The sequence below is a fragment of the Methylobacterium sp. 092160098-2 genome, from assembly GCF_028920805.1.
Taxonomy (GTDB): domain Bacteria; phylum Pseudomonadota; class Alphaproteobacteria; order Rhizobiales; family Beijerinckiaceae; genus Methylobacterium; species Methylobacterium fujisawaense.
In genome coordinates this window covers 4,296,429-4,319,321 of the sequence record NZ_JAQPZJ010000001.1, presented here as the reverse complement: position 1 = coordinate 4,319,321, position 22,893 = coordinate 4,296,429, and the positions used below count along the sequence as shown (strand labels likewise).

Genomic DNA, 22,893 nt, shown 5'->3' with positions numbered 1-22,893 from the left:
AACGGCGCGTTAAGCCCGCGATCAGGGACGGTCGGTCTGCGGATCGGCCGCGGGATCGCGGCTGTCGCGCCGGCGCGGGCCGCCGGGCCCGAAGCGGCGGCAGCCTTTACCGCGGACGAAGGACCGTCCGGCCTCGGATCCGCTGACCCGGCGGCTTATCCCCGACCTACTGTCTTGATCGCGCTCAATTAAAAGGTCTGTTAACGAACTCTTAACGTCGTTTGCCTTGCCGCCCCCCCGGCGTGGTATGGACAAGTCCGTGCCGGCGCGCACCCGCGGCGGTCGGAACCTGCGAGTGCGTAACCTTGCGATGGCTACAATCCGTGTTCGGCTCTGACGGCTCCCCTATCATCCAGTACATCGTGATCTTCGCCGTCATCTTCACGGCGCTCGCGGCCATCGTGTTCACGGTGCGTCGGCTCACCGGCCGGAGCCTGGCGCTGCCGGGGCGTTCCGGAGGCCGTGGGCGCCAGCCGCGGCTGGGGATCGTCGACGTGTACGAACTCGACCGCGCCCGGCAGCTGATCCTGCTGCGCCGGGACAATGTCGAGCACCTGCTGCTCGTGGGCGGCCCCAACGACGTCGTGGTCGAGCGCAACATCCAGCGCGGCCAGCGGCCGTTGCCCGAAGCGTCCATCCGGCCGGAGTCGGCCTCCGAGCCGCTGGACGAGCCGCTCCCGGATCCCCTCGTCCAGGGCGGTCGCCTGCCCGAACCGCCCCGGGTCCTGCCCGAATCCGGCGGGCGCCGCGCGGAACCGCTGTTCGATCCGGGCTTCGAGATGCCGGTGGTCGTGCCGCCGCCGGTCCCGCGCTCCGCCGCCGCCCCGCCCATCACGCTGCCCCTCGATGCGGCGTTGCTCGGCGGCGACGAGCCCGGTCAGGATGTTTCCGCCCCGCTGACGGCCGTTCCGCCCCCGCCCTCACCCGACATGCTGGTGCCGCCGCCAGTGGAACTGCCCGCGCCGCCGGCGCGCGAGCCGACGACGCCGCGGCGGATCCTCAGCCGGACCGCGCCGCCGCTGGTCGAGCCGCGGCCCGGTCCGGCCTCCGAGCGCAAACCCGACGGGTCCGCGGTCGAGGCGGAGGCCGCCCGTCCGGCGCCGAGCCTCGCGGTCCCGTCCGAGCGCAAGTCCGTCGATCCGGGGGTCCTGTCCGACATGGCGCGGCAGCTCCAGGCCGCCCTGTCTCGGTCGTCTTCGGCCGTGACGCCGCCGCCGCCCGTGCCATCGCCCGCCGTGCCGGAGGGCGTCGATCCGCTCGCCGCCGCGATGGCGAGCGCGCCGCTCGATCCAGTGTCGCCGCCGGTGTCGCCTTCGGTGTCGCCGCCGGTGCCGCCGCCGGTTGTTCCGCAGGAGGCCCCGCCGCCGCCGGCGCCGGTCCCGCCCAAACCCGTGCTGCCGCCGGCGATGCCCAAGGCCGCCCCCGTCCCGCCGCCGCCTTCTTCCGCGCCGCCCGAAGCGAAGTCCGCCGGCAATCCGTTCTCCGTGGAGGAGATCGAGGCCGAGTTCGCGCGCCTCCTGGGTCGTCCCCTCGACAAAAGGAGCTGAACGTACCCGTTTCGGCCGAGCCGTCGCGCGGCCGGGGTCGCAGGTCGCAGGTCGACGTAACGATCCGTCGGTCTCGGCGCCGCCCGGCACGGTTCCGACCGAACTTTCCCAGCCGGTTTTCGAGGGCGGCAGACGCGGCGATTGAAGTTTGGTTAACCGTCTTCCCGGACGTTCGGCCTCCGAGGAGATCGCAATGCTCGCGCTGGATGCTGAAACGGCTCACCGGAGCCGCGCGTACCGGACATTCAGGCTCGACCGGGCCGGGCGCGTCCGCGCGGCCGAGATCCTGTCCGCCGAGGACGACACGCAGGCGCGCCGCCGCGCCCGGGCGATGGTTCAGCGCGACCCGATCGAGCTGTGGGAGCGGACCCGGTTTCTCGGGCGCTTCGAGCCGGTCGTGCAGGGGGGCGTCGATCGTCCGGCGCCCTGAGGCCGGCCTCGGCCGGACCGCGCGGCGCAGTCTCCGCGGCGGCGTGACCGGTCAGCGATCGGCGGTTTCCGGCATCGCGAGGACGGCCAGGAAGCTGAGGATCGCGGCGCCCGACAGATAGAACCCGACGAATCCGATCCCGCCATAGGCCGCGAGTTCCTGCGCGATGTAGGGCGCGCCCGAGGCGCCCAGGATCCCCGCGAGATTGTAGGTGACCGAGGCGCCGGTGTAGCGCACCCGCGTCGGGAACAGTTCGGGCAGCACGGCGCCCATCGGCCCGAACACCCAGCCCATCGTCAGGAGGCTGAGGCAGAGGAAGCCCAGGACGGGCGGCCACGTGCCGCTGCCGGCGGCGTGGCCCAGCATCGGCCCCATGAGGAAGCCCAGCAGGAACGTCACGGCCATGCCGGAGAGCAGCACCGGCCTGCGTCCGAAGCGGTCGGCCGCGGCACCCGACACCACGGTGCCGAGCGCCATGAAGCAGACCGCGATGCACTCGAACAGCAGGAAGGTCGGCCGGCTGTACCCGAGGGTGCCGGTGCCGAAGCCGAGGGCGAATACGGTGGAGAGGTAGAACACCGCGTAGACCGCCACCATCGCGAAGGTGCCGACCAGGACGGCGCGCCCATGCTGGGTCAGCATGGTGGCGAAGGGTACGCGCTCCGGCCGCGCCTCGCTGAGCGCCGCCTTGAAGGCCGGCGTCTCGGTCAGCTTCAGACGGACGTAGAGACCCACTCCGACCAGGACGGCCGAGGCCAGGAACGGCAGACGCCAGCCCCAGGCCTGGAAGCTTTCGGGGGACAGGCCGAAGCTGAGGGCGAGGAAGCCGAGATTGGCCAGGATGAAGCCGACCGGCGCGCCGAGCTGCGGAAAGATGCCGTACCACGCGCGCCGGCCCGGCGGCGCGTTCTCGACCGCCAGCAGGGCGGCGCCGCCCCACTCGCCGCCGAACCCGATGCCCTGGCCGCAGCGCAGGATGCAGAGCGCCGCCGGCGCCCACCAGCCCGCGACCGCATAGGTCGGCAGGCAGCCGATCAGGACCGTGGAGAGGCCCATGATCAACAGGGAGGCCACCAGGGTCGCCTTGCGGCCGACGCGGTCGCCGAAATGCCCGAACAGGGCCGCGCCCACCGGCCGCGCGAGGAACGCGATCGCGAAGGTCGCGAAGGCGCTGAGCTGCTGCACGCCCGGGGCGCCGGCGGGGAAGAAGACCGGCCCGATCACGAGGGCGGTGGCGGTGGCGTAGATGTAGAAGTCGAAGAACTCGATGGCGGTGCCGACGAAACTCGCGGCGAGAATCCGGCCGGCGCTCGGCGTGGCGTGCGTCGAGCCCGCGGTGTCGATGGTCTGCAACATGATCGGGATGGGAGAGGAGGAATCCGGGTCGGTTGCGGCGCTTTCGCACGGGGCGGCGCGAGCGGATACCCCGGTTTCGGCATGGGCACCCGACATGGGCGCGGAGGTCGCTGTGCGGCGCACCAGCGGCGGCCTTGCGTTCCCCGATCCCGTTCGCCAAGCTGAACGGCCATATTCCGCGACGGCTGCCGGCCGCGGCGCCGTCCACATCACTTGAGTATTGCGATGAGAGTCACTGTCGAGCGCGCGGCCCTACTCAGGTCGCTCGGCCACGTGCACCGGGTCGTCGAGCGCCGCAACACGATCCCGATCCTGTCGAACGTGCTCCTGCGGGCGGAAGGCTCGGGGCTCCAGCTGCGGGCGACGGATCTCGACATCGAGGTGACCGAAAGCGTGCCGGCCGACGTGGCGGATGCCGGCGCCACCACGGTGCCGGCGCACGTGATCTACGACATCGTGCGCAAGCTCCCCGACGGCGCGCAGGTCTCCCTGGAGACCGGCGGCGAGTCCGGCCAGATGACGATCCGGTCCGGACGCTCGCGCTTCGCCCTCGGCGCCCTGCCGGAGGGCGACTTCCCGGATCTTGCCGCCGGCGAGATGCCGCACGGCTTCGAGATCGCCGCCGCCGACCTGAAGCGGCTGATCGAGAAGACCCAGTTCGCGATCTCCACCGAGGAGACCCGCTACTACCTCAACGGCATCTACCTGCACACGCTGGAGACCGAGGGCGGACCCGTGATGCGGGCCGTGGCCACCGACGGCCACCGGCTCGCCCGCGTCGAGATCCCGGCCCCGCAGGGCAGTGTCGGCATGCCGGGCGTGATCGTGCCCCGCAAGGCGGTCGCCGAGATCCAGAAGCTCCTCGACGACGGCGGCGAGACCGTCGCGGTCGACCTGTCGCCCGCCAAGATCCGCCTGCGATTCGCGGGTGGCCTGACCCTCATCTCCAAGCTGATCGACGGCACCTTCCCGGATTACCAGCGGGTGATCCCGGCCAACAACGACAAGCGGCTGACCGTGGAGCGCGACGCCTTCGCCAAGGCGGTGGACCGGGTCTCGACGATCTCGTCGGAGCGCGGGCGCGCGGTGAAGCTCGGGCTCGCCGAGGGGCGCCTCGCGCTCTCGGTGAACAACCCGGATTCGGGCAGCGCCACCGAGGAGCTCGATGTCGACTACGAGGCCGCCAACCTCGATATCGGCTTCAACGCCCGCTACCTGCTCGACATCACCGCACAGCTCGAGGGCGACACCGCCCTGTTCAAGCTCGCCGACCCGGGCTCCCCGACCCTGATCCAGGATCGCGAGGGCGCGCCGGCGCTGTACGTGCTGATGCCGATGCGGGTGTGAGTCTGACGCGGCACGTCTTGGTCCTGCCCTCGTCCTGAGGTGCCGGAGCGTAGCGGAGGCCTCGCAGGAGGTCTCCAGATGGCGACATGGGTTCTGGAGCACTCCTTCGAGGCCCGCCGACGCGGGCACCTCGGGATGCGGTAGTTGGATGGGATGTCAGACAAGAAGGGACGGTTGAGCGCGGTGCGGCTCGACCTCCGGGTTCCCCGATGAGCGATGTCCTCGATCCGCGGGTCGAGCCCAACGGGTCGGATCTGCGCGTCACACGCCTGATCGCCCGTGATTTCCGCAACCACGCCGATCTCGAGCTCACCCCCGGGGCGCGGTTCGTGGCGCTGGTCGGGGAGAACGGCGCGGGCAAGACCAACCTGCTCGAGGCGATCTCGCTGTTCGTGCCGGGAAGGGGCCTGCGCCGGGCGGAATTCGCCGCGATGGCGCGCAACGGCGGTCCGGGGGGCTTCGCCGTGTCCCTCACCCTCGATCGAGAGGGCTCCGAGCACCGGCTTGGCACGGGGCTGGAGCCGCCGGGCCCCGACGGGCGGACGAGCCGGCTCTGCCGGATCGACGGCGCCACCGCCGCCTCGCCGGTGGCGTTCAGCGAGTTCCTGCGGGTGGTCTGGCTGACCCCCGACCTCGACGGGCTGTTCCGCGGCGCGGCCGGGGACCGGCGGCGGTTCCTCGACCGTCTCGTGCTGGCCGTCGATGCCGCGCACGGCGCCCGGGTCTCCGCGATGGAGCGGGCCCTGCGCTCGCGCAACCGCCTGCTGGACGAGCGCCCCGACGACGACCGCTGGCTCGACGCGGTGGAGCGGGAGGTCGCCGAGCTGGGCGTCGCCGTGGCCCTTGCCCGGCGCGAGACCGCCGAGCGCCTCGACCGGCTGATCGCCGAGACCCGGGACGACGCGCAGCCCTTCCCCTGGGCCTCCATCCGGCTCGAAGGCGATCTGGACGATCTCGTCGCGGTCTGGCCGGCCATCGAGGCGGAGGACCGCTACCGCCTCGCCCTGCGCAACGGTCGCCACCGGGACCGGGCCGCCGGGCGCACCCTGATCGGGCCGCAGAGCAGCGACCTCGTGGTCCGCCACGGTCCCAAGGACGTGCCCGCGGGCACGGCGTCCACGGGGGAGCAGAAGGCGCTCCTGATCGGGCTCGTCCTCGCCCATGCGCGACTCGTGCGCGCCATGAGCGGCATCGCCCCGCTGATCCTCCTCGACGAGGTGGCGGCCCATCTCGATCCCCGCCGCCGGGCCGGCCTGTTCGAGGCCCTGGAGGCACTCCCGGGGCAGGTCTGGATGACCGGTGCCGACCCGGACGCCTTCGCCCAGGCCGGCGCACGGACCGAGGTGTTGCGGATCGGGGCCTGAGGCGGCCTCAGGCCGCCCGCACCGTGCTCAGGAAGCGGGCGACCTCCGCCCCGAGATGCTCGGACTGGCGCGACAGCTCGCCCGCCGCGCCCAGCACCTGGGCGGCGGCCGCGCCGGTTTCCTCGGAGGCTCTGGCGACGCCGGTGATGTTGCTGGTCACCTCGTCGGTTCCGGCCGCGGCCTGGGAGACGTTGCGGACGATCTCCTGCGTCGCCGCACCCTGCTCCTCGACGGCCGCCGCGATGGTGGTGGCCACCCCGTCGATCTCGCGGATGCGGCTGGCGATCGTCTCGATGGCCGTGACCGCCTGGCCGGTGACGCCCTGGATCTGTCCGATCTGCTGGCTGATCTCCTCGGTGGCCCGTGCGGTCTGGGCGGCGAGTTCCTTGACCTCGGCGGCGACCACCGCAAAGCCGCGGCCGGCATCCCCCGCGCGGGCCGCCTCGATCGTCGCGTTGAGCGCGAGCAGGTTGGTCTGCCCGGCGATGGTCGAGATCAGCCCGACCATGTCGCCGATGCGGGCCGAGGCTTGGCTCAGCGCCTGGACGAGATGCTGCGTCTGATCGGCCTCGCCCACCGCCGACTGGGCGAGCTGGGCCGAGCCGGAAACCTGCCGGCCGATCTCCTGCACCGACGAGCCCAGTTCCTCCGCGGCGGCCGCCACGGTCTGGACATTGGCGGAAGCTTCCTCGGCGGCGGCGGCCACGGTGGTGGACTGGCTGGCCGTCTCGGTGGCGCTGGCCGTCATGGTCTGGGCGGTGGCCTGGAGTTCGGTGGCCGAGGACGAGACCATCCCGACGATGCTGCCGATCGCCCGCTCGAACCCGTCCGCCAGCTCCAGCATGGTGCGCCTGCGCTCGGCGGCCGCGGCCTCGTCGGCAAGCCGCTTGACCTCGGCCTCCTCGGCGGCCTTGCGGGCGACCATGGCCTTGATGCCCTCCACCGCCTTGCCGACGGCGCCGACCTCGTCCTTGCGCGCCGCCTCCTTGATCTCGGCATCGATCTCGCCCTGCGCCATGCGCTGCAGGACCATGACCAAACGATCGAGCGGGCGAGTGATGCCGACCGTCGCGACGAACACGGCCGCGATCAGTCCGGCGAGCAGCCCGAGGGCGCTGACGGTCATCAGGGCGCGGCGGGTGTCGTTGGTCTGGTCGGTCAGGTCGTCCGAGCCCTTCGCCATGTAAGCGCTGATGTCTTCGGCGAGCCTGTTGCCGTCCGCGAGCATGCCGGAAAAGACCGGGTCGATCGCCGAGTGGACCAGCGCGATGGCTTGGTCGTTCTGGTTGGAAGTGCCGAGCCGGCGAACCTCGCTGACGTCCCGGATGTAGCGCTCCATGCGTGCCGCCTGCTCGTCGATGCGCGCCGCGAAGCTCGGTGCGTGCGACCGGAAGACCGGCAGCAGTGCCTTCACCTCAGGCAGGACGGCCTCGAAGCCCTTGTTGGCATTCTGCATCTGGGACGGCTCGGTCTCCGCTATGACCCGGTACACGTAGTAATTGAGCTCGATCATCAGGCGGTTGAGCCGGCGCGCCTCGGCGACGGCGGCCGCCTCGTTGACGATGAAGTGGCTGTACCCGTCGTCGATCTTGGTCATCTGTGCCTGTGCATACCAGATGCATCCGCCGACGATCGTGATGATCAGGGTAATCACGGCCACCAGTTTCGGCAGAACCTTAATGTTGGACAAGCGTAACATGGCGGTCGTGCACCCGATCGGACTGGTTGGTCTGTGAAATAATCGATCCCGGAGCATTTGTAAGCATCATACGTAAAAAATCTATTAATACGATGGTGTTATCAAGATACAAACATCGGCAGATTTGAGATTGAAACTTTATAGATGGCGATGTTGTCGAATATCACTAATCTTTTCTCGAATAGGACATCGAGAAAGACAAATCCAAAGCGAATTGGCTGGCCAATCGCGCGAATTGGCGGTTGAAAAGCCCGGACGATGTCCTGCCGGTTTCCCCGCGTCCGGTGACGCCGACCCTCCGAGGGTGCGGCGCCGGACACCATCGGGGCCGCGGATCTGCAGTCGGGGCCGGCCCTTTTCGGCACGTGGGTCGGGCGCCACATAGGAGGCCCGGCGCGCCGCCCGCCCGCTCACGGAACCCACAGCATATGTCCAAGCCCGTCCACGCCATGATCCGCGTCCTCGAGGAGGAGCGCGCGCGCGACTACTATGCCCGCGCCTTCGGCCTGGAGGTCTCCGACCGGTTCGACTTCCCGGACTTCACCCTCGTCTACATGCGGGATCCGGCCTCGCCGTTCGAACTGGAGCTCACGGTGAACAAGGGCCGCGACAAGCCCTACGATCTCGGCGACGGCTACGGGCACATCGCCTTCGTGGTCGACGACGTGGAGGCCGAGCACGCCCGGCACCGGCGCGAAGGCTTCACGGCCACCGACGTCAAGACGCTCAAACACGGGGATGACGTGCTGGCGCGGTTCTTCTTCGCCACCGATCCGGACGGCTACAAGATCGAGGTCATCCAGCGCGGCGGCCGCTTCCTCTGACCGGTCCCGTGCACCCCGCCCTCCCCGACACGCATCCGAGATCCATGCAGGACAAGACCCGCATCGTCTGCATCCGCCACGGGCAATCCACGTTCAACGCCGCGCACAGGCATGGGGGCGGCGATCCCGGCCTCCTCGACGCGCGCCTGACCGAGCTGGGCCACGCCCAGGCCCGGGCCGCGCGGGACCGGCTCCGGTCGGTCCCCTTCGATCTGGTGGTGGTCTCGCCCCTGACCCGGGCGATCGAGACCGCCGCGATCCTGTTCGGCGACCATCCGCGCCGGCCGCGCGTCCTCGTCGAGGTGCTGCACCGGGAATGCCAGGAGAGCAGCTGCGACGTCGGCCGGGCGGCCTCGGAGATCGCCGCGGAGTTCCCGCACCTCGATGTCGGGCACCTGCCCGAGGTCTGGTGGCATGCGGAGCCGGGCTGCGAGGTCGGCGGCTACCCGGTGGAGCCGCGCCCCCTGTTCGACGCCCGGGTCGCGGCGTTCCGCGACTGGCTGCGGGCCCGGCCGGAAGCCACCATCGCGGTGGTCGGGCACGGCACGTTCTTCTACCACCTCACCGGCACGTTCCTGGAGAATTGCGGCTCCATCGAGCTGGATCTCGAGGCGGCGCCCGCGGCGGCCTGATCAGGCCAGCGCCCCGGTCCGCGCGGCGTCCATGCGCTGACGGGCGCCGACGAGCGCGATCTCCGGAGCCTGTCGGCCGATGGCGAGCGCCTCGTCGAGGATCGCGCAGGCCTGGCTCCAGGTCCCGGCCACGAAGGGCGCGGCGCCTTCGGCCACCTCCGCGGCGCAGCGTGCATCCGTGCCCGCGCGTTGTGCCGCCGTCGCGGTGCGGGACACCGCCGCGGTGAGCGCGCCCTCGCGCCAGCGCCGCGCCTCGGCCGCCGCCTGCGAACGCGCCCCGCCCCGCCACGCGGCCGCGTTCGCCGCCGCCAGGGCCGCGGGCCAGTCCGGCGCGCCGATGCAGGCCTTCGCGTCCTCGACCATGCCGGCGACGGCGCAGAGCGGCGCCAGGATGCGGCGGACACTCTCCAGCGCCAGCGTCCGGGTGCGGGCGGCCTCGATCTCCGGAGCGTCGGCGCTGCCCGACAGCCGCAGCACGAAGGCCATCAGCTGGGGGCGCGCCTCGTCCGGCATGGTGTCGTTGAGCCCGAGGGCGTAGGCGGCGACCGGCCTGGAGAAGCAGGGCGGGCAATCGGCGCTGGAGCGGATCGCCCGGTAGGGCAGGCCCGCGGCCACGATCGCGGCCTCGTTGATGCAGGTCCCGCCGTCCGGGCCGGGGAAGGGATGCGATCCGGCGAGCAGACGCCAGTTCAGGATCGTCTCGAAATCGGGATGCATCAGCGCGCGCTCCGTCTCGGGTGCGCAGCGTGGCACGCCGCGCCCCGGATGGCGAGGCCCTTCAGCCGCCGAGCCCGGGCGCAAGGCCGGAGAGCATGGCGGCTCCCAGAACCAGCACGAAGGCGGCGGCGACGAGTTCGAGGCCGCCGAGCGCCAGGAGGCCCGCCTGTCCCCGGCCGCCGGCGAGGCGCAGGGCCGCGCGCTTGGCGAAGACCGCGAGGCAGGCCAGCGCCGTCGTGGTCAGGGCGGTGCCGAGGGCCATCGCCAGAACCGCCAGCACGCCCGCCCCGGGCACGCCCTGCGACACCGCGAAGACCAGGACCAGAACCGCGCCGGCGCAGGGGCGCGTGCCCGCCGCCAGCACCACCCCGGCCCGCTCGCGCCACGTGTCGAGGGTGTCGAGGGCCTGCGGCCCGGGCAGGTGGTTGCAGCCCGGGCCGCAGCCCGCACCGAGGGTCGCGAGGCGTCCGGCCTTGCGCCACGTCAGCACCAGCCCGATCAGGGCGACGAGGGCGAAGCTCACGGTCTCGATCAGGGTGCCGGCCCGGGTGATGCTCGCCGCCGTGGCGTTGAGGACCAGGGTGCCGAGGCCGACGATCGCCCCGGCCATGCAGGCCTGGAGCAGCGCGGCGCAGAGGCTCAGCGCGGCGCCGCGCCGGAGCGCCCGCTCCCCCGCCAGGATGTAGCCGGCGATCACCGCCTTGCCGTGGCCGGGACCGGCGGCATGGAACACCCCGTACGCGAAGGCGAGGCCGACCAGCGGGTCCCAGCTGCCGCCGCCCCGCAGCGCGCCGACCGCCGCGTTCAGGCTGCGGGAAAAGCTCGCCTGCAGCGCCAGGATCACCCCGCCGATCCCCGTGGCGGACGGGGCAGCCTCCCGGAAGCCGATCCCGAAGGGCGAGCGCGGCGGCGGCGCGGAGAGGCCGGGCGCGACGAGCCACGCGATCCCGGCCGCCAGGAGCGCGGCCAGCCCGATGGCCAGGGCCATGAGGCCGAGCCTCAGCCCCAGCCGTCCCGCCCCGGCGGGGGCGACGATCCCGATCCCTACGGACATGCCACGAGAACCCGGCTGGCGAACTGCACCCCGTAGGTCGAGGCGGCGGTGAGCGCCTCGAAGAAGGCCTCGGTCATCCCCGGGGATCCGGCATCGGCCGTCTTCGGCTGCTCGGTCTTCGGGCGGGTCACCGTGGCGGCGCAGCCCTGCGGCGCTCCCGCGAGGGTCGCGGCGTCGGTCCCCTCGGCGAACGAGAAGGCGACGAAATAGGTCGGGTCGTAGACCTCCAGCGCAGCCACCCCCCGCCCCTGCTGGATTGGCGTCTTCAGGGGCAGCAGGAAGGTCATGACCAGCGCCTTGTCCTCCATATGGGCTGCCGGCTCCTTCGGATCGCTGAAGGCCTGCTCCTTGCCGCCGACCTTCAGCTTCGTGAAGTAGCCGAACTCGGCGAGGTTGGCGGTGTTCTCGGCTGCGAGCCCGGCAAGCTCCTCCGGGCTGAGCTTGCCGTCCTTGTTGGTGTCGAGGCCCTGCGTCACGAAGGCCGTGTATTCGGGGTCGAAGCTCCACGTGTCGCGGACGCCCACGAGCTTTCCGCCCTCGTAGACGAGCTGCGCCTTGGCGGTGACCCAGACGTGGGGGTGGGCGCAGGCCGCCGAGGCGGCGCAACCGAGGGCGGCGGCCAGCACCAGGGCGAGCGGTTTCGGGCAGTGCGCGGCGATCAGCATGGAAGGAGGCACGCTCGCGGCGGGAGGAACACGGTCAGGCCGGATCTTCCTCGCGTGCCGGTTGGGCGAAAGCGAGGCGCCGCCCCGTCGCGTGCGCCGCTCACTCGCCCCCGTCGAGCCCCATCGATTGGAAGCTCACCCGCAGGTCGTTCGACATCGGGATGTCGAGGCGCTCGCCGTTGGGCAGGCGCTTGAGGAACCAGCGCTCGTAGGTCCAGCGCAGCGCCCGGCTTTCGGCGAGGCGCGTGAAGGTCTGCTGCACGATACCGGCGAACTCCGGGTCGTCCTTGCGGAACATGATGCCGTAGGGCTCGTAGGAGAGCTTGTCGGGGAGCACCGTGTAGTTCGCCCCGTCCCGCGCGTCCGTGGCGATCAGCCCGTAGAGCAGCACGTCGTCGGTGGCGAAGGCGTCGGCCTTTCCGGCCTTCACCAAGGCGTAGGACGCGGCATGGTCGGGCGCCGTCACCACCTGCGCGTCGATCTTCAGCCGGGCGAGCAGGTCGCGCACGGCCTTCTCGTTGGTTGTGCCGGCCGTCACCACCACGGTCTTGCCGCCGAGATCCCGATAGGAGGCGACGCCCGAGCCCCGCTTCACCAGCAGCTGCGTCGCGCTGATGTAATCCACCGGCGAGAAGGCGACCTGCCTGCGGCGCTCGGCATTGGCGGTGGTCGAGCCGCATTCGAGGTCGATCTTGCCGGAGGTGAGCGCCGGGATGCGCGTCTCGGCGGTGACGGGCTCGTAGCGGATCCTCACCGGCCGGCCGATCGCCGCCTGGACGTCGTCGGCGATCTCGCCGCAGAGGTCGATGGCGTAGCCGATCGCCCGGGGGCTGCCGTCCGGCCGCTTGCCTTCCACGAAGGAGAACGGCACCGAACTCTCGCGGTAGCCGAGCACGATCTCCCCGCGCTCGGCGACGCTCCTGAGCGTGCCGGTGAGCACCTCGACGGCGGCTGCGGGCGACACGCCCGCCAGCGCCAGCGCCAGAACCGCGATGAGCCGCATCGTCATCACAGAGCCTCCCAGGCGCACCGCACAAGCCACACCGCACGGGAGAGTGCCAGCGCCCGGCCCCTCCCATCCATCCCCCATCCAGAGGTGCCGAAGCGCAGCTGAAGCCTCGAAGCAGCCTTCCGGTCAGCGCCGCGATCCCTGGCGTCCTCCTCCGAGGCCCGCAGACGCGGTCACCTCAGGATGAGGAGGATGGGTTCGACAGCCGCCCTGCACCCGACATCCCGGCGGGCGCAGATCCCGTAAAACCGGCCCCTACTCTGCCGGCGAGGCCACGGTGCCGACATGGTCGAGGCGCTGGTCGGTGGTGGTGAGCTGCCCCTCCCACTTGGCGACCGCCACGGTGGCGACGCTGTTGCCCAGCACGTTGGTGGCCGAGCGCCCCATGTCCAGGAACTGGTCGATGCCGATGATCAGCAGCAGCCCGGCCTCCGGGATGTTGAAGTGCGCCAGCGTCGCCGAGATGACCACCAGCGAGGCGCGCGGCACGCCGGCCATGCCCTTCGACGTCACCATCAGCAGCAGCAGCATCGTGAGCTGCTGACCCCAGCTCAACGGGATGTTGTAGGCCTGCGCGATGAACATCACCGCGAAGGTACAGTACATCATCGAGCCGTCGAGGTTGAACGAGTAGCCCATGGGCAGCACGAACGACGTGATGCGGTTCGGCACCCCGAACTTCTCGAGGTTCGTCAGCATCTTCGGGTAGGCCGCCTCGCTCGACGCGGTCGAGAAGGCGAGCACGAAGGGCTCCTTGATCAGGTTGAACAGCCGCATGATGCCGCCGCCCCCGAGCATCAGGAAGCCGACGCCCATGAGCAACGCCCAGAGCACGGCGAGCCCGATGTAAAACTCCACGAGGAACTTGCCGTAGGTCACGAGCACGCCGATGCCCTGCGTGGTGATCGTCGCCGCGATGGCGGCGAACACCGCCACGGGGGCGAACATCATCACGTAGCCCGTGACCTTGAGCATCACGTCGGCCAGGCCCTCGATGCCCTGCGCGAGGAGGCGCCCCTTCTCGCCGAGGGATGCCAGGCCGACGCCGAAGAAGATCGAGAAGACCACGATCTGCAGGATCTCGTTGTTGGCCATCGCCTCGACGGCGCTCTTCGGCACGAGGTGCGTCACGAATTCCTTGAGCGACAGCGAGGCCGCCTTGAGCCCCGTCCCGGCGCCGGCATCGGGCAGCGGCAGGTTCAGGTTCTGGCCGGGCTGCATCAGGTTGACCATGATCAGGCCGAGCATCAGCGAGCAGAATGAGGCGCCCACGAACCAGAGCAGCGCCTTGCCGCCGACCCGGCCGACCGCAGCGGTGTCCCCGAGATGCGCGATGCCGACCACGAGCGTGGAGAAGACCAGCGGCGCGATGATCATCTTGATCAGCCGCAGGAACACGTCGGAGACCAGCGCGATGTAGCCGGCGATCTCCTTGGCGGTCTGCGGATCGGGCCAAGTGATGCTGCAGGCGTAGCCGACGGCGATTCCGAGGAGCATGCCGACGAAGATCATCGTCGTGAGTCTCGACCCTGCCATCGGTACTGCTCCTCGCCTGAGCCCGGGATGATCGAGCATTTCAATTCGTTAACGTGTCGCAGGAACTGCGCCGCACGCAAGCCCGGCCGGGGCGCGTTACTGGCGTGGTCGACTGTTTTCGCGCGACGCTCGGGCGGCGATGAAACCTGTGGCCGGTGTGCTACGGCTGCGGTACGAGACTTGCCCCGCCGCGCCACCTGCGGTTCCCGTAGGCGGCACGAGAAACCTGCGCGCGCGAGAGTTCATGGACGTCTTCGTACAGCAGTTGATCAACGGGCTGACGCTCGGCTCGATCTATGGCCTGATCGCCATCGGCTACACGATGGTGTTCGGCATCATCGGCATGGTGAACTTCGCTCACGGCGACGTCTTCATGGTCTCCTGCTTCATCGCGCTGATCACCTTCCTGCTGTTGACCGTGTGGCTCGGGGTCAGCTCCATCGCCCTGGCCTTCCTGGTGGTGCTGGTGGTCGCCATGGTGCTCACCGCCCTGTGGGGCTGGGCGATCGAGCGCGTCGCCTACCGGCCGTTGCGCGGCTCGTTCCGGCTGGCGCCGCTGATCTCGGCGATCGGCGTCTCGATCTTCCTGTCGAACTTCGTCCAGGTGGTGCAGGGCGCGCGCAACAAGCCGACGCCGCCGATGCTGTCGGGGGGCATCACCCTGTTCGAGCGGGACGGCTACGCGGTGTTCCTGGCCTGGAAGCAGGTTCTGATCATGGCGGTCACCGCCGTGCTGCTCACGGGCTTCTGGTATCTCGTCCAGCGCACCCCCTTCGGCCGGGCGCAGCGCGCCTGTGAGCAGGACCGCAAGATGGCGGCGTTGCTGGGCATCGACGTCGACCGCACGATCTCCCTGACCTTCGTGCTCGGCGCCGCGCTGGCGGCCGTCGCCGGCGTCCTCTACCTCATGTATTACGGCGTCGTGTCGTTCTCGGACGGGTTCGTGCCCGGCGTGAAAGCCTTCACGGCGGCGGTGCTCGGCGGCATCGGCTCCCTGCCCGGCGCGGTTCTCGGCGGCCTGATCATCGGCCTGATCGAGACCTTCTGGTCCGCCTATTTCTCCATCGAGTACAAGGACGTCGCCGCCTTCTCGATCCTGGCGATCGTCCTGATCTTCATGCCCTCGGGCATCCTGGGCCGGCCCGAGGTCGAGAAAGTCTGATGGCCCGTTCTCAGGCTGCGCTTCCCGACTCCGCGATGGCCGGCATCCTGCGCGACGCCGCCCTGTACGCCCTCGTCACCTTCGGCCTCTGCGTGCCGATCATCGCCTACCGCACCGATCCCGGGCCCGGGACCGAGCTGGTGCTCGTTCCGCGCTGGGGACTGGTGGCGGCGCTCTGCGCGGCGATCTTCGTGGCGCGGCTCGTCCAGCGCCTCGTGCTGCTGCGCCGTGACGCCCGGCGGGCGCTGACCCCCTCCCCGTCCCAGGCCACCGAGGCGGTCCACGGCGAGCCGGATGCGGGCCAGAAGACCTCGAAGGTCGGGCTCTATCTGTTCATCGGCATCGCCCTGACGCTGCCGATGATCGCGGCGGCGGCCACCGGCGGCCTGTCCTCGGCGCGCTACTGGATCGACCTCGGCATCCTGATCCTCACCTACGTGATGCTCGGCTGGGGCCTGAACATCGTGGTCGGCCTCGCCGGTCTCCTCGATCTCGGCTACGTCGCCTTCTACGCGGTCGGTGCCTATTCCTACGCCCTGCTCTCGACCACCTTCGGCCTGTCGTTCTGGGTCTGTCTGCCGCTGGCGGGCCTGTTCGCCGGCCTGTGGGGGATGATCCTCGGCTTTCCCGTGCTGCGCCTGCGCGGCGACTATCTGGCCATCGTCACCCTGGCCTTCGGCGAGATCATCCGCCTCGTCCTGATCAACTGGACCGACGTGACCGGCGGCGGGGCGGGCATCTCGTCGATCCCGCGGGCGACCTTCTTCGGGATCCCGTTCACGGCGGGCGACGACGGGTTCGCGGCGACCTTCGGCATCCCGTACGATTCGATGCACCGGCTGGTCTTCCTGTACTACCTGATCCTCGGCCTCGCCCTGATCACGAACTTCGTCACCCTGCGCCTGCGCCGCCTGCCGATCGGGAGGGCCTGGGAGGCGCTGCGCGAGGACGAGATCGCCTGCCGCTCCCTCGGCATCGACACCACCGCCACGAAGCTCACGGCCTTCGCGCTGGGGGCGGCCTTCGGGGGCGTCGCCGGCTCGTTCTTCGCCGTGCGCCAGGGCTTCATCAGCCCGGAGAGCTTCAACTTCCTCGAGAGCGCCATCATCCTGGCGATCGTGGTGCTGGGCGGCATGGGCAGTCAGGTCGGCGTCGCGATCGCCGCGGTGGCGATGGTCGGCGGGCCGGAGATGCTGCGCAACCTCGGCTTCCTGAAGGCCGTGTTCGGCGAGGGGTTCGATCCCAGCGAGTACCGCCTGCTCCTGTTCGGGCTGGCCATGGTGGCCATGATGGTCTGGCGCCCGCGCGGCCTGATCTCGGAGCGCATGCCGTCGGTGTCGCTCGGCGAGCGCCGCGCGGTCTCGGGCGCCCATGTGAGCGAGGGGCACGGCTGATGGCGGCCTCACCCCTCGCCCCCCCGGTGCTCACGGTCGAGCACCTGACCATGCGGTTCGGCGGGCTGACCGCCGTCTCCGACCTGTCCTTCGCGGCGCGGCGCGGCGACATCACCGCCTTGATCGGCCCGAACGGAGCCGGCAAGACCACGGTGTTCAACTGCATCACCGGCTTCTACAAGCCCACCGAGGGCATGCTGACGCTGGCGCATGTCGACGGCACCGCGCACCTGCTGGAGCGGCTGCCCAACCACAAGGTCAACCGCACCGCCCGGGTGGCCCGCACCTTCCAGAACATCCGCCTGTTCCAGGGCATGACGGTGCTGGAGAACCTTCTGGTCGCCCAGCACGCCCCCCTGATGCGCGCCTCGGGCTACACCATCCTGGGCTTGCTCGGCCTCAAGACCTACCGGGACGCGCAGGAGGCCGCGATCGAGCGCGCCAAGGCGTGGCTGACGCGCATCGACCTGATGGCGCGGGCCGACGATCCGGCGGGCGCCCTGCCTTATGGCGCGCAGCGGCGCCTGGAGATCGCCCGGGCGATGTGTACGGACCCGGTCCTGCTCTGCCTCGACGAGCCGGCCGCCGGCCTCAACCCCCGGGAATCGGCCGAGCTGAACGGCCTCCTGCGCCACATCCGGGACGAGCACGACACCTCGGTGCTGCTGATCGAGCACGACATGTCGGTGGTGATGGAGATCTCCGACCACGTGGTCGTGCTGGATTACGGCGTGAAGATCGCCGATGGCTCTCCCGCCGAGGTGCGGGCCGACCCGAAGGTGATCGCCGCCTATCTGGGTGTGGAGGACGAAGAGGTGGAGGCCGTGGAGGCCGAGGTCGGGATCACCGTGCCGCACGCGGACGAGACCCATACGGGAGCCTCGGCATGAGCGTCGCCGGCATCAACGTCCTGGTCGAGGAGACGCGGGCGATCCAGGCGGGCCGCAAGCCGCCGCTCCTCGCGGTGCGCGACGTCTCGACCTATTACGGCAGCGTCGCCGCCCTGCGCGGCGTCGATCTCGACGTCGCCGAGGGCGAGATCGTCACGCTGATCGGCGCCAACGGCGCCGGCAAGTCGACCCTGATGATGACGATCTTCGGCAGCCCCCAGGCGCGCTCGGGGACGATCACCTATGACGGGCGCGACATCACCCGGATGCCGACGCACGCCATCGCCCGGCTCGGCATCGCCCAGTCGCCGGAGGGCCGCCGGGTCTTCCCGCGCATGACGGTCTACGAGAATCTCCAGATGGGCGCCGCCCTCCATGACGGGCGCTTCTTCGCCGAGGATCTGGAGAAGGTCTGCACCCTGTTCCCGCGGGTCAAGGAGCGCCTGAACCAGCGTGCCGGCACCATGTCGGGCGGCGAGCAGCAGATGCTGGCCATCGCCCGGGCGCTGATGAGCCGCCCGCGCCTGCTGCTCCTCGACGAGCCGTCGCTGGGCCTCGCGCCGCTGGTGGTGAAGGGCATCTTCGACGCGATCCGGGAACTCAACCGGACCGAGGGCATGACGATCTTCCTCGTCGAGCAGAATGCCTACCACGCCCTCAAGCTCGCCCATCGCGGCTACGTGCTGGTCAACGGTCGGGTCACCATGAGCGGCACCGGCCGCGCGCTGCTCGACGACCCGAACGTCAAGGCCGCCTATCTGGAAGGGGGCCATGCCGGCCCGGTCGGGGCATGAGCGCGCTGCAGGGAATCCTCTACGAGGAGCCGTCGGCCTGGCTGTTCCTGCTCGTCACCGTGGTGATGGGCGGCTGGGCCGGCTGGATGGCGGCCCGCGGCATCGCCCGGGGTTGGCGGCCGTTCTGGCACTGCGCCCTGGCGCTGCTTCTGGTGGCGGCTGCCGTGCGCTTCATCCACTACGCCCTGTTTTCGGGCACGCTGCTCTCGCTGCACTACTATGCGGTCGACGCGGTCGTCGTCATTATCATCGGCGCGGCGGGCTTCCGCTACACGCGGACGCGCCAGATGACGAGCCAGTACCGCTGGCTCTACGAGAAGACCTCACCGCTGACATGGCGCGCACGGGCGCCCGAAGCGGACGAGGTCCGATGAGTGCGGCCGGATCCGCACGTGCGGTCCTGACACTTAGGGGAAGTACGCGATGAGATCGATTCTGCTGGCCGGGCTCGCCCTCGGCGCGATGGTGGCGGCCGCCCAGGCCGCCGAGGTCAAGCTCGGCGTCGCCGCGCCGATCACCGGCAACAGCGCCGCCATCGGCGCGCAGCTCAAGAACGGCGCGAGCCAGGCGGTCGAGGACCTGAACAAGGCCGGTACCCTCAAGGGCACGACGCTCACCGTCACGGTGGGCGACGACGCCTCCGACCCGAAGCAGGGCGTCTCGGTGGCCAACAAGTTCGCCAGTGAAGGCGTGAAGATGGTCGTCGGCGACTACAATTCCGGCGTGTCGATCCCGGCCTCCGACGTCTACCTCGACGCCGGCATCATCCAGGTCACGCCGGCCTCCACGAACGTGAAGTTCACCGAGCGCGGCATGTGGAACACGTTCCGCACCTGCGGCCGCGACGATCAGCAGGGCGCGGTGGCGGGCAATTACCTGGCCGAGAAGTTCAAGGGCAAGAAGATCGCCTTCGTCCACGACAAGACGCCCTACGGCAAGGGGCTGGCCGACGAGACCCTGAAGGCGCTCAAGGCCAAGGGCGGCAAGGAGGTCATGTACGAGGGCATCAACCCGGGCGAGAAGGACTACTCTGCGCTCGTCTCCAAGCTGAAGTCGGCCAATGTCGACGTGGTCTATTTCGGCGGCTACTACACCGAGGCCGGCCTGATCCTGCGCCAGATGCGCGATCAGGGCCTGAAGGCGCCGATGATGGGCGGCGACGGCATGGTCGATCGCGAGCTCGTGGCGATCGCCGGTCCCGCGGCCGAGGGCACGCTGACCACCTTCCCGCCGGACGCCCGCAAGAACCCGAACGCCAAGGCGGCGCTGGCCGCGTTCAAGGCCAAGAACATCGATCCGGAGGGCTACACGCTCTACTCGTACGCGGCCGTGCAGGTCCTGGCCAAGGCGATGGCCGAGACCGGCTCCAGCGACGGCAAGAAGCTGGCCGACTGGCTGCACCAGGGCAAGCCGGTGGACACGGTGGTCGGGCCGATCGCCTACGACAAGAAGGGCGACATCACCCGGCCCGACTACGTCATGTACGAATGGAAGAAGGGGCCGGACGGCAAGATCGACTACAGCGGCAATGAGCTGACGAAGTAAGCCGCGGCCACGAACCGGGTTTCCAGTCCGACGCCGTCTCCCGATACCGCGGGGGGCGGCGTCGTCGTTTTCTATGCCGTGGATTCGTCAGCTTTCCGGGCGGATCCGTCCTCCGCACCGCGTGCGTACGCCTAAGAAGTGTGCATGATGCCGCCGGCGCGAGCGTGAGGCCGGCTCAGCGCTTGGGAGGAGGCCATGGGGACGGCAGGGACCGCGTCTGCAGACGTGCGCAGCAGCTTGGCCGCGACGTGTCCGTACTCAGCCGCAGGCCTGCGCGGCACGACAACCCTTCTCCCGGCACCATCATTGCAAAGGCGTCGCCCGAGCGGGCGGGCCCGCGTACCCCGCCGCCGGCCGACACGATTAGGCCCGATCCAGGAGTTCCGTACCGATGCAGTCTGATATCGCTCGCCGCGGCCTTGCCGCGGCGCTGGGCCTGACCCTCGCCCTTGCTCCGATGAGCCTGCGGGCGGAGGAGCTGACCGGCACCCTCAAGAAGGTGAAGGACGCCAACGCCATCGTCATCGGCTATCGCGATGCCTCCGTCCCGTTCTCCTATCTCGGCGGCGACCAGAAGCCGGTCGGCTACGCGATGGACATCTGCTACAAGATCGCCGACGCCGTGAAGGCCAAGCTCAACCTCCCGAACCTCGAGGTGAAGCTCAACCCGGTGACCTCCGCCACCCGCATCCCGCTGATGGCGAACGGCACGATCGATCTCGAGTGCGGCTCGACGACCAACAACGCCGAGCGCGAGAAGCAGGTGTGGTTCACCAACTCGCACTTCCTGACCGCGACCCGCTACGTCTCGAAGAAGTCGGCCAACCTGCACACGATCGAGGACCTGAAGGGCAAGACCGTCGTGTCGACCTCGGGCACCACGAACATCAAGCAGATCAACGAGGCCAACACGGAGCGGAAGCTCGGCCTGACGATCCTGCCGGCCAAGGACCACGCCGAGGCGTTCCTGATGGTCGAGACCGGCCGCGCCGCCGCCTTCGTGATGGACGACGTGCTGCTCGCCTCGCTCGCCGCCTCCTCGAAGGATCCGTCCGCCTACGAGATCTCCACCGAGGCCCTGTCGAAGCCTGAGCCCTACGGCATCATGCTCCGCAAGGACGACACGGAGTTCAAGAAGGTCGCGGACGACGCCACCGCCAAGCTCTACACGAGCCCCGAGGGCAAGGCGCTCTACGACAAGTGGTTCACGAAGCCGATCCCGCCGCGCAACATCAACCTCAACCTGCCGATGAGCGCGGAGATGAAGAAGCAGTTCACGACCCCGATCTCGAGCCCCGACCCGGCGGCCTACTGAGATCCGTTCGGTACGCTTTCATGCCATGATGCGCACCGCGGGCTCCCGCCCGCGGTGCGTCTCTGTAAGTTCACAGTAGAAGCGGCGCGATGAACTACAACTGGAACTGGCGGATCTTCTTCGACGCCTCGCCGGAGGGCACCGGCACGTATCTCGACATGCTGCTCTCGGGGCTCATGTGGACGATCACGACCGCGCTCTGCTCCTGGGTGATCGCCTTCTTCCTGGGCTCCCTGATCGGCGTGCTGCGGACCCTGCCGTCGAAGACCGCGAACACCGTCGGTACCGCCTACGTGGAATTGTTCCGCAACGTGCCGCTGCTGGTGCAGATGTTCCTCTGGTACTTCGTGCTGCCCGAAGTGGTCCCGACCCGGATCGGCGACGCGATCAAGCAATTGCCCGACGCGCCGTTCTACACGGCGGTGGTGTGCCTCGGCTTCTTCACCGCTTCGCGCGTCGCCGAGCAGGTCCGCGCCGGCATCCAGGCGCTGCCGCGGGGCCAGCGCATGGCCGGCACCGCCATGGGCTTCACGACCTATCAGACCTACCGCTACGTGCTGCTGCCCAACGCCTACCGGATCATCCTGCCGCCGATGACCTCGGAATTCCTCAACAATCTCAAGAACACGTCGGTGGCGCTGACCATCGGCCTGCTGGAACTGACCGCCCGGGCCCGCTCGATGCAGGAATTCTCGTTCCAGGTGTTCGAGGCGTTCACGGCGGCGACGATCCTCTACGTGATCATCAACCTCGTGGTGGTCACGGCGGCGACCTTCCTGGAGAAGGCGGTCGCCATCCCCGGCCAGCGCTGAGGGCCGCCCGCTTCCGTTCCGCCACCCCGCCCGACGGCCACCGGTAACAGGCCCCGATGCTCTCGAATTTCGACTTTTCCGTCATCGTCTCGTCCCTGCCCTACCTGTTCGGTCAGGGCATGGTCTTCACCGTGACGCTCACCGCCATGGCCGCCGTGGGCGGGGTGATCATCGGCACGCTGCTGGCGATGGCGCGCCTGTCGGGCATTCCCGGCCTGTGGCACCTCGCCAAGGGTTATGTCGAGCTGTGCCGCTCGCTCCCGCTGGTGCTGGTGATCTTCTGGTTCTACTTCCTGGTGCCGTATATCGGCGCCTACGTGACGGGGGCCTCGACGCCGATCCAGGTGGGCGCCTTCCCGTCCGCCCTGATCACCTTCATGGCCTTCGAGGCGGCCTACTTCTCGGAGATCATGCGGGCCGGCATCCAGTCGATCCCGAAGGGCCAAACGGCGGCCGCCCAGGCCCTCGGGATGAATTACTGGCAGACCATGGGCAACGTGATCCTGCCCCAGGCCTTCCGCAACATGCTGCCGCTGCTGCTGACCCAGACCATCATCCTCTTCCAGGACACGTCGCTGGTCTACGTGCTGTCGCTCACCGACTTCATGGGCGCCGCCTCGAAGGTCGCCCAGCGCGACGGACGCCTCGTCGAGATGTATATCTTCGCGGCGGTGGTTTATTTCGTGATCTGCTTCTCGGCCTCGTTCCTGGTGCGCCGCCTGCAGCGCCGCGTGGCCATCATCCGCTGACCGACACTGGAGACCGTGCCATGACCTCGTCCCCGATGCCGGCTCCCACCGC

General features: G+C 69.7%; 22 protein-coding genes. 15 read left to right on the top strand and 7 right to left on the bottom strand.

Features of this window, described 5'->3' with window-relative positions:
- The first annotated feature begins 323 nt into the window (after positions 1–323).
- Together PQI07_RS20350 and PQI07_RS20345 are read left to right on the top strand one after the other, a co-directional pair.
- A complete protein-coding gene (locus PQI07_RS20350; protein WP_274927287.1) occupies positions 324–1,547 on the top strand; it encodes a hypothetical protein in 1,224 nt (407 codons plus the stop codon).
- Positions 1,548–1,740: 193 nt separating this feature from the next.
- Positions 1,741–1,977: a hypothetical protein gene (locus PQI07_RS20345; protein ID WP_274927286.1), complete on the top strand. Its 237-nt coding sequence runs from the start codon at positions 1,741–1,743 to the stop codon at positions 1,975–1,977.
- Positions 1,978–2,028: 51 nt separating this feature from the next.
- Here PQI07_RS20345 and PQI07_RS20340 read toward each other — a convergent pair whose 3' ends face one another.
- Positions 2,029–3,333, bottom strand: coding sequence for an MFS transporter (locus tag PQI07_RS20340; protein ID WP_051044800.1), 1,305 nt, complete (start codon positions 3,331–3,333; stop codon positions 2,029–2,031).
- Between the two features lie 225 nt (positions 3,334–3,558).
- Between PQI07_RS20340 and dnaN the strand changes: the two genes are divergently transcribed.
- Entirely contained in the window at positions 3,559–4,680 is a 1,122-nt protein-coding gene (dnaN, locus tag PQI07_RS20335; RefSeq protein ID WP_043384901.1) for a DNA polymerase III subunit beta, read from the top strand.
- A 209-nt stretch (positions 4,681–4,889) separates the two neighbouring features.
- Complete coding sequence (recF, locus tag PQI07_RS20330) at positions 4,890–6,044, top strand: DNA replication/repair protein RecF (RefSeq protein ID WP_051045120.1); 1,155 nt, start codon at positions 4,890–4,892, stop codon at positions 6,042–6,044.
- A 7-nt stretch (positions 6,045–6,051) separates the two neighbouring features.
- Here the strand turns inward: recF and PQI07_RS20325 are convergent, their stop codons facing one another.
- Positions 6,052–7,743: a methyl-accepting chemotaxis protein gene (locus PQI07_RS20325; protein WP_274927752.1), complete on the bottom strand. Its 1,692-nt coding sequence runs from the start codon at positions 7,741–7,743 to the stop codon at positions 6,052–6,054.
- 428 nt (positions 7,744–8,171) lie between these two features.
- Between PQI07_RS20325 and PQI07_RS20320 the strand changes: the two genes are divergently transcribed.
- Both PQI07_RS20320 and PQI07_RS20315 read left to right on the top strand, forming a co-directional pair.
- Positions 8,172–8,567, top strand: coding sequence for a VOC family protein (locus tag PQI07_RS20320; RefSeq protein WP_043384907.1), 396 nt, complete (start codon positions 8,172–8,174; stop codon positions 8,565–8,567).
- A gap of 44 nt (positions 8,568–8,611) precedes the next feature.
- Positions 8,612–9,199, top strand: coding sequence for a histidine phosphatase family protein (locus tag PQI07_RS20315; RefSeq protein ID WP_043384910.1), 588 nt, complete (start codon positions 8,612–8,614; stop codon positions 9,197–9,199).
- On the opposite strand, the gene PQI07_RS20310 is transcribed toward PQI07_RS20315, so the two are convergent.
- From PQI07_RS20310 to PQI07_RS20290, 5 genes are all read right to left on the bottom strand, one after another.
- Positions 9,200–9,916, bottom strand: a complete 717-nt coding sequence (locus tag PQI07_RS20310) for a hypothetical protein (protein WP_043757468.1) — start codon at positions 9,914–9,916, stop codon at positions 9,200–9,202. It abuts the gene before it with no gap.
- A 61-nt stretch (positions 9,917–9,977) separates the two neighbouring features.
- Positions 9,978–10,970 (bottom strand): nickel/cobalt transporter, encoded by a 993-nt coding sequence (locus PQI07_RS20305; protein WP_274927285.1) that lies wholly within the window; start codon positions 10,968–10,970, stop codon positions 9,978–9,980.
- Positions 10,961–11,635 (bottom strand): DUF1007 family protein, encoded by a 675-nt coding sequence (locus PQI07_RS20300; RefSeq protein ID WP_274927284.1) that lies wholly within the window; start codon positions 11,633–11,635, stop codon positions 10,961–10,963. Before PQI07_RS20300 ends, PQI07_RS20305 begins: the two co-directional genes overlap by 10 nt.
- 100 nt (positions 11,636–11,735) lie before the next feature.
- Positions 11,736–12,644 (bottom strand): amino acid ABC transporter substrate-binding protein, encoded by a 909-nt coding sequence (locus tag PQI07_RS20295; RefSeq protein WP_274927283.1) that lies wholly within the window; start codon positions 12,642–12,644, stop codon positions 11,736–11,738.
- Positions 12,645–12,899: 255 nt separating this feature from the next.
- Positions 12,900–14,180: a dicarboxylate/amino acid:cation symporter gene (locus PQI07_RS20290; protein ID WP_043356732.1), complete on the bottom strand. Its 1,281-nt coding sequence runs from the start codon at positions 14,178–14,180 to the stop codon at positions 12,900–12,902.
- A 244-nt stretch (positions 14,181–14,424) separates the two neighbouring features.
- Here PQI07_RS20290 and PQI07_RS20285 point away from each other — a divergent pair, with 244 nt between their 5' ends.
- The 9 genes from PQI07_RS20285 (at position 14,425) to PQI07_RS20245 (ending at position 22,841) form a co-directional block, all read left to right on the top strand.
- Positions 14,425–15,342, top strand: a complete 918-nt coding sequence (locus tag PQI07_RS20285; RefSeq protein WP_020094234.1) for a branched-chain amino acid ABC transporter permease — start codon at positions 14,425–14,427, stop codon at positions 15,340–15,342.
- On the top strand, positions 15,342–16,736 hold the full coding sequence (gene livM, locus PQI07_RS20280; protein ID WP_043384925.1) for a high-affinity branched-chain amino acid ABC transporter permease LivM: 1,395 nt from the start codon (positions 15,342–15,344) through the stop codon (positions 16,734–16,736). Before PQI07_RS20285 ends, livM begins: the two co-directional genes overlap by 1 nt.
- Positions 16,736–17,626 carry an ABC transporter ATP-binding protein gene (locus PQI07_RS20275; RefSeq protein ID WP_053608343.1) on the top strand — a complete coding sequence of 297 codons (891 nt, stop codon included), beginning with the start codon at positions 16,736–16,738 and terminating at the stop codon, positions 17,624–17,626. Before livM ends, PQI07_RS20275 begins: the two co-directional genes overlap by 1 nt.
- Positions 17,623–18,420: an ABC transporter ATP-binding protein gene (locus PQI07_RS20270; protein ID WP_043348611.1), complete on the top strand. Its 798-nt coding sequence runs from the start codon at positions 17,623–17,625 to the stop codon at positions 18,418–18,420. The genes PQI07_RS20275 and PQI07_RS20270 overlap by 4 nt, the downstream gene beginning before the upstream one ends.
- A 5-nt stretch (positions 18,421–18,425) precedes the next feature.
- Positions 18,426–18,794, top strand: coding sequence for a DUF6867 family protein (locus tag PQI07_RS20265; RefSeq protein WP_274927751.1), 369 nt, complete (start codon positions 18,426–18,428; stop codon positions 18,792–18,794).
- Between the two features lie 49 nt (positions 18,795–18,843).
- Positions 18,844–19,965 carry a branched-chain amino acid ABC transporter substrate-binding protein gene (locus PQI07_RS20260; RefSeq protein WP_043348612.1) on the top strand — a complete coding sequence of 374 codons (1,122 nt, stop codon included), beginning with the start codon at positions 18,844–18,846 and terminating at the stop codon, positions 19,963–19,965.
- 391 nt (positions 19,966–20,356) lie between these two features.
- Positions 20,357–21,280, top strand: coding sequence for an amino acid ABC transporter substrate-binding protein (locus PQI07_RS20255; protein WP_043384931.1), 924 nt, complete (start codon positions 20,357–20,359; stop codon positions 21,278–21,280).
- Positions 21,281–21,369: 89 nt separating this feature from the next.
- Positions 21,370–22,092, top strand: a complete 723-nt coding sequence (locus PQI07_RS20250) for an amino acid ABC transporter permease (protein ID WP_043348617.1) — start codon at positions 21,370–21,372, stop codon at positions 22,090–22,092.
- A gap of 56 nt (positions 22,093–22,148) precedes the next feature.
- Positions 22,149–22,841 carry an amino acid ABC transporter permease gene (locus tag PQI07_RS20245; protein WP_043384934.1) on the top strand — a complete coding sequence of 231 codons (693 nt, stop codon included), beginning with the start codon at positions 22,149–22,151 and terminating at the stop codon, positions 22,839–22,841.
- Positions 22,842–22,893 lie beyond the last annotated feature (52 nt).

Bases quoted from the DNA above. Each gene is read 5' to 3' on its own strand.
- recF (WP_051045120.1), top strand. From the start codon at position 4,890: ATGAGCGATGTCCTCGATCCGCGGGTCGAGCCCAACGGGTCGGATCTG.
- PQI07_RS20300 (WP_274927284.1), bottom strand. From the start codon at position 11,635: ATGCTGATCGCCGCGCACTGCCCGAAACCGCTCGCCCTGGTGCTGGCC.
- PQI07_RS20315 (WP_043384910.1), top strand. From the start codon at position 8,612: ATGCAGGACAAGACCCGCATCGTCTGCATCCGCCACGGGCAATCCACG.
- PQI07_RS20290 (WP_043356732.1), bottom strand. From the start codon at position 14,180: ATGGCAGGGTCGAGACTCACGACGATGATCTTCGTCGGCATGCTCCTC.
- PQI07_RS20325 (WP_274927752.1), bottom strand. From the start codon at position 7,743: ATGTTACGCTTGTCCAACATTAAGGTTCTGCCGAAACTGGTGGCCGTG.
- PQI07_RS20245 (WP_043384934.1), top strand. From the start codon at position 22,149: ATGCTCTCGAATTTCGACTTTTCCGTCATCGTCTCGTCCCTGCCCTAC.
- PQI07_RS20255 (WP_043384931.1), top strand. From the start codon at position 20,357: ATGCAGTCTGATATCGCTCGCCGCGGCCTTGCCGCGGCGCTGGGCCTG.
- PQI07_RS20250 (WP_043348617.1), top strand. From the start codon at position 21,370: ATGAACTACAACTGGAACTGGCGGATCTTCTTCGACGCCTCGCCGGAG.
- PQI07_RS20270 (WP_043348611.1), top strand. From the start codon at position 17,623: ATGAGCGTCGCCGGCATCAACGTCCTGGTCGAGGAGACGCGGGCGATC.
- PQI07_RS20295 (WP_274927283.1), bottom strand. From the start codon at position 12,644: ATGACGATGCGGCTCATCGCGGTTCTGGCGCTGGCGCTGGCGGGCGTG.
- PQI07_RS20320 (WP_043384907.1), top strand. From the start codon at position 8,172: ATGTCCAAGCCCGTCCACGCCATGATCCGCGTCCTCGAGGAGGAGCGC.
- PQI07_RS20305 (WP_274927285.1), bottom strand. From the start codon at position 10,970: ATGTCCGTAGGGATCGGGATCGTCGCCCCCGCCGGGGCGGGACGGCTG.
- PQI07_RS20310 (WP_043757468.1), bottom strand. From the start codon at position 9,916: ATGCATCCCGATTTCGAGACGATCCTGAACTGGCGTCTGCTCGCCGGA.
- PQI07_RS20260 (WP_043348612.1), top strand. From the start codon at position 18,844: ATGAGATCGATTCTGCTGGCCGGGCTCGCCCTCGGCGCGATGGTGGCG.
- PQI07_RS20285 (WP_020094234.1), top strand. From the start codon at position 14,425: ATGGACGTCTTCGTACAGCAGTTGATCAACGGGCTGACGCTCGGCTCG.
- PQI07_RS20275 (WP_053608343.1), top strand. From the start codon at position 16,736: ATGGCGGCCTCACCCCTCGCCCCCCCGGTGCTCACGGTCGAGCACCTG.
- PQI07_RS20345 (WP_274927286.1), top strand. From the start codon at position 1,741: ATGCTCGCGCTGGATGCTGAAACGGCTCACCGGAGCCGCGCGTACCGG.
- livM (WP_043384925.1), top strand. From the start codon at position 15,342: ATGGCCCGTTCTCAGGCTGCGCTTCCCGACTCCGCGATGGCCGGCATC.
- PQI07_RS20340 (WP_051044800.1), bottom strand. From the start codon at position 3,333: ATGTTGCAGACCATCGACACCGCGGGCTCGACGCACGCCACGCCGAGC.
- dnaN (WP_043384901.1), top strand. From the start codon at position 3,559: ATGAGAGTCACTGTCGAGCGCGCGGCCCTACTCAGGTCGCTCGGCCAC.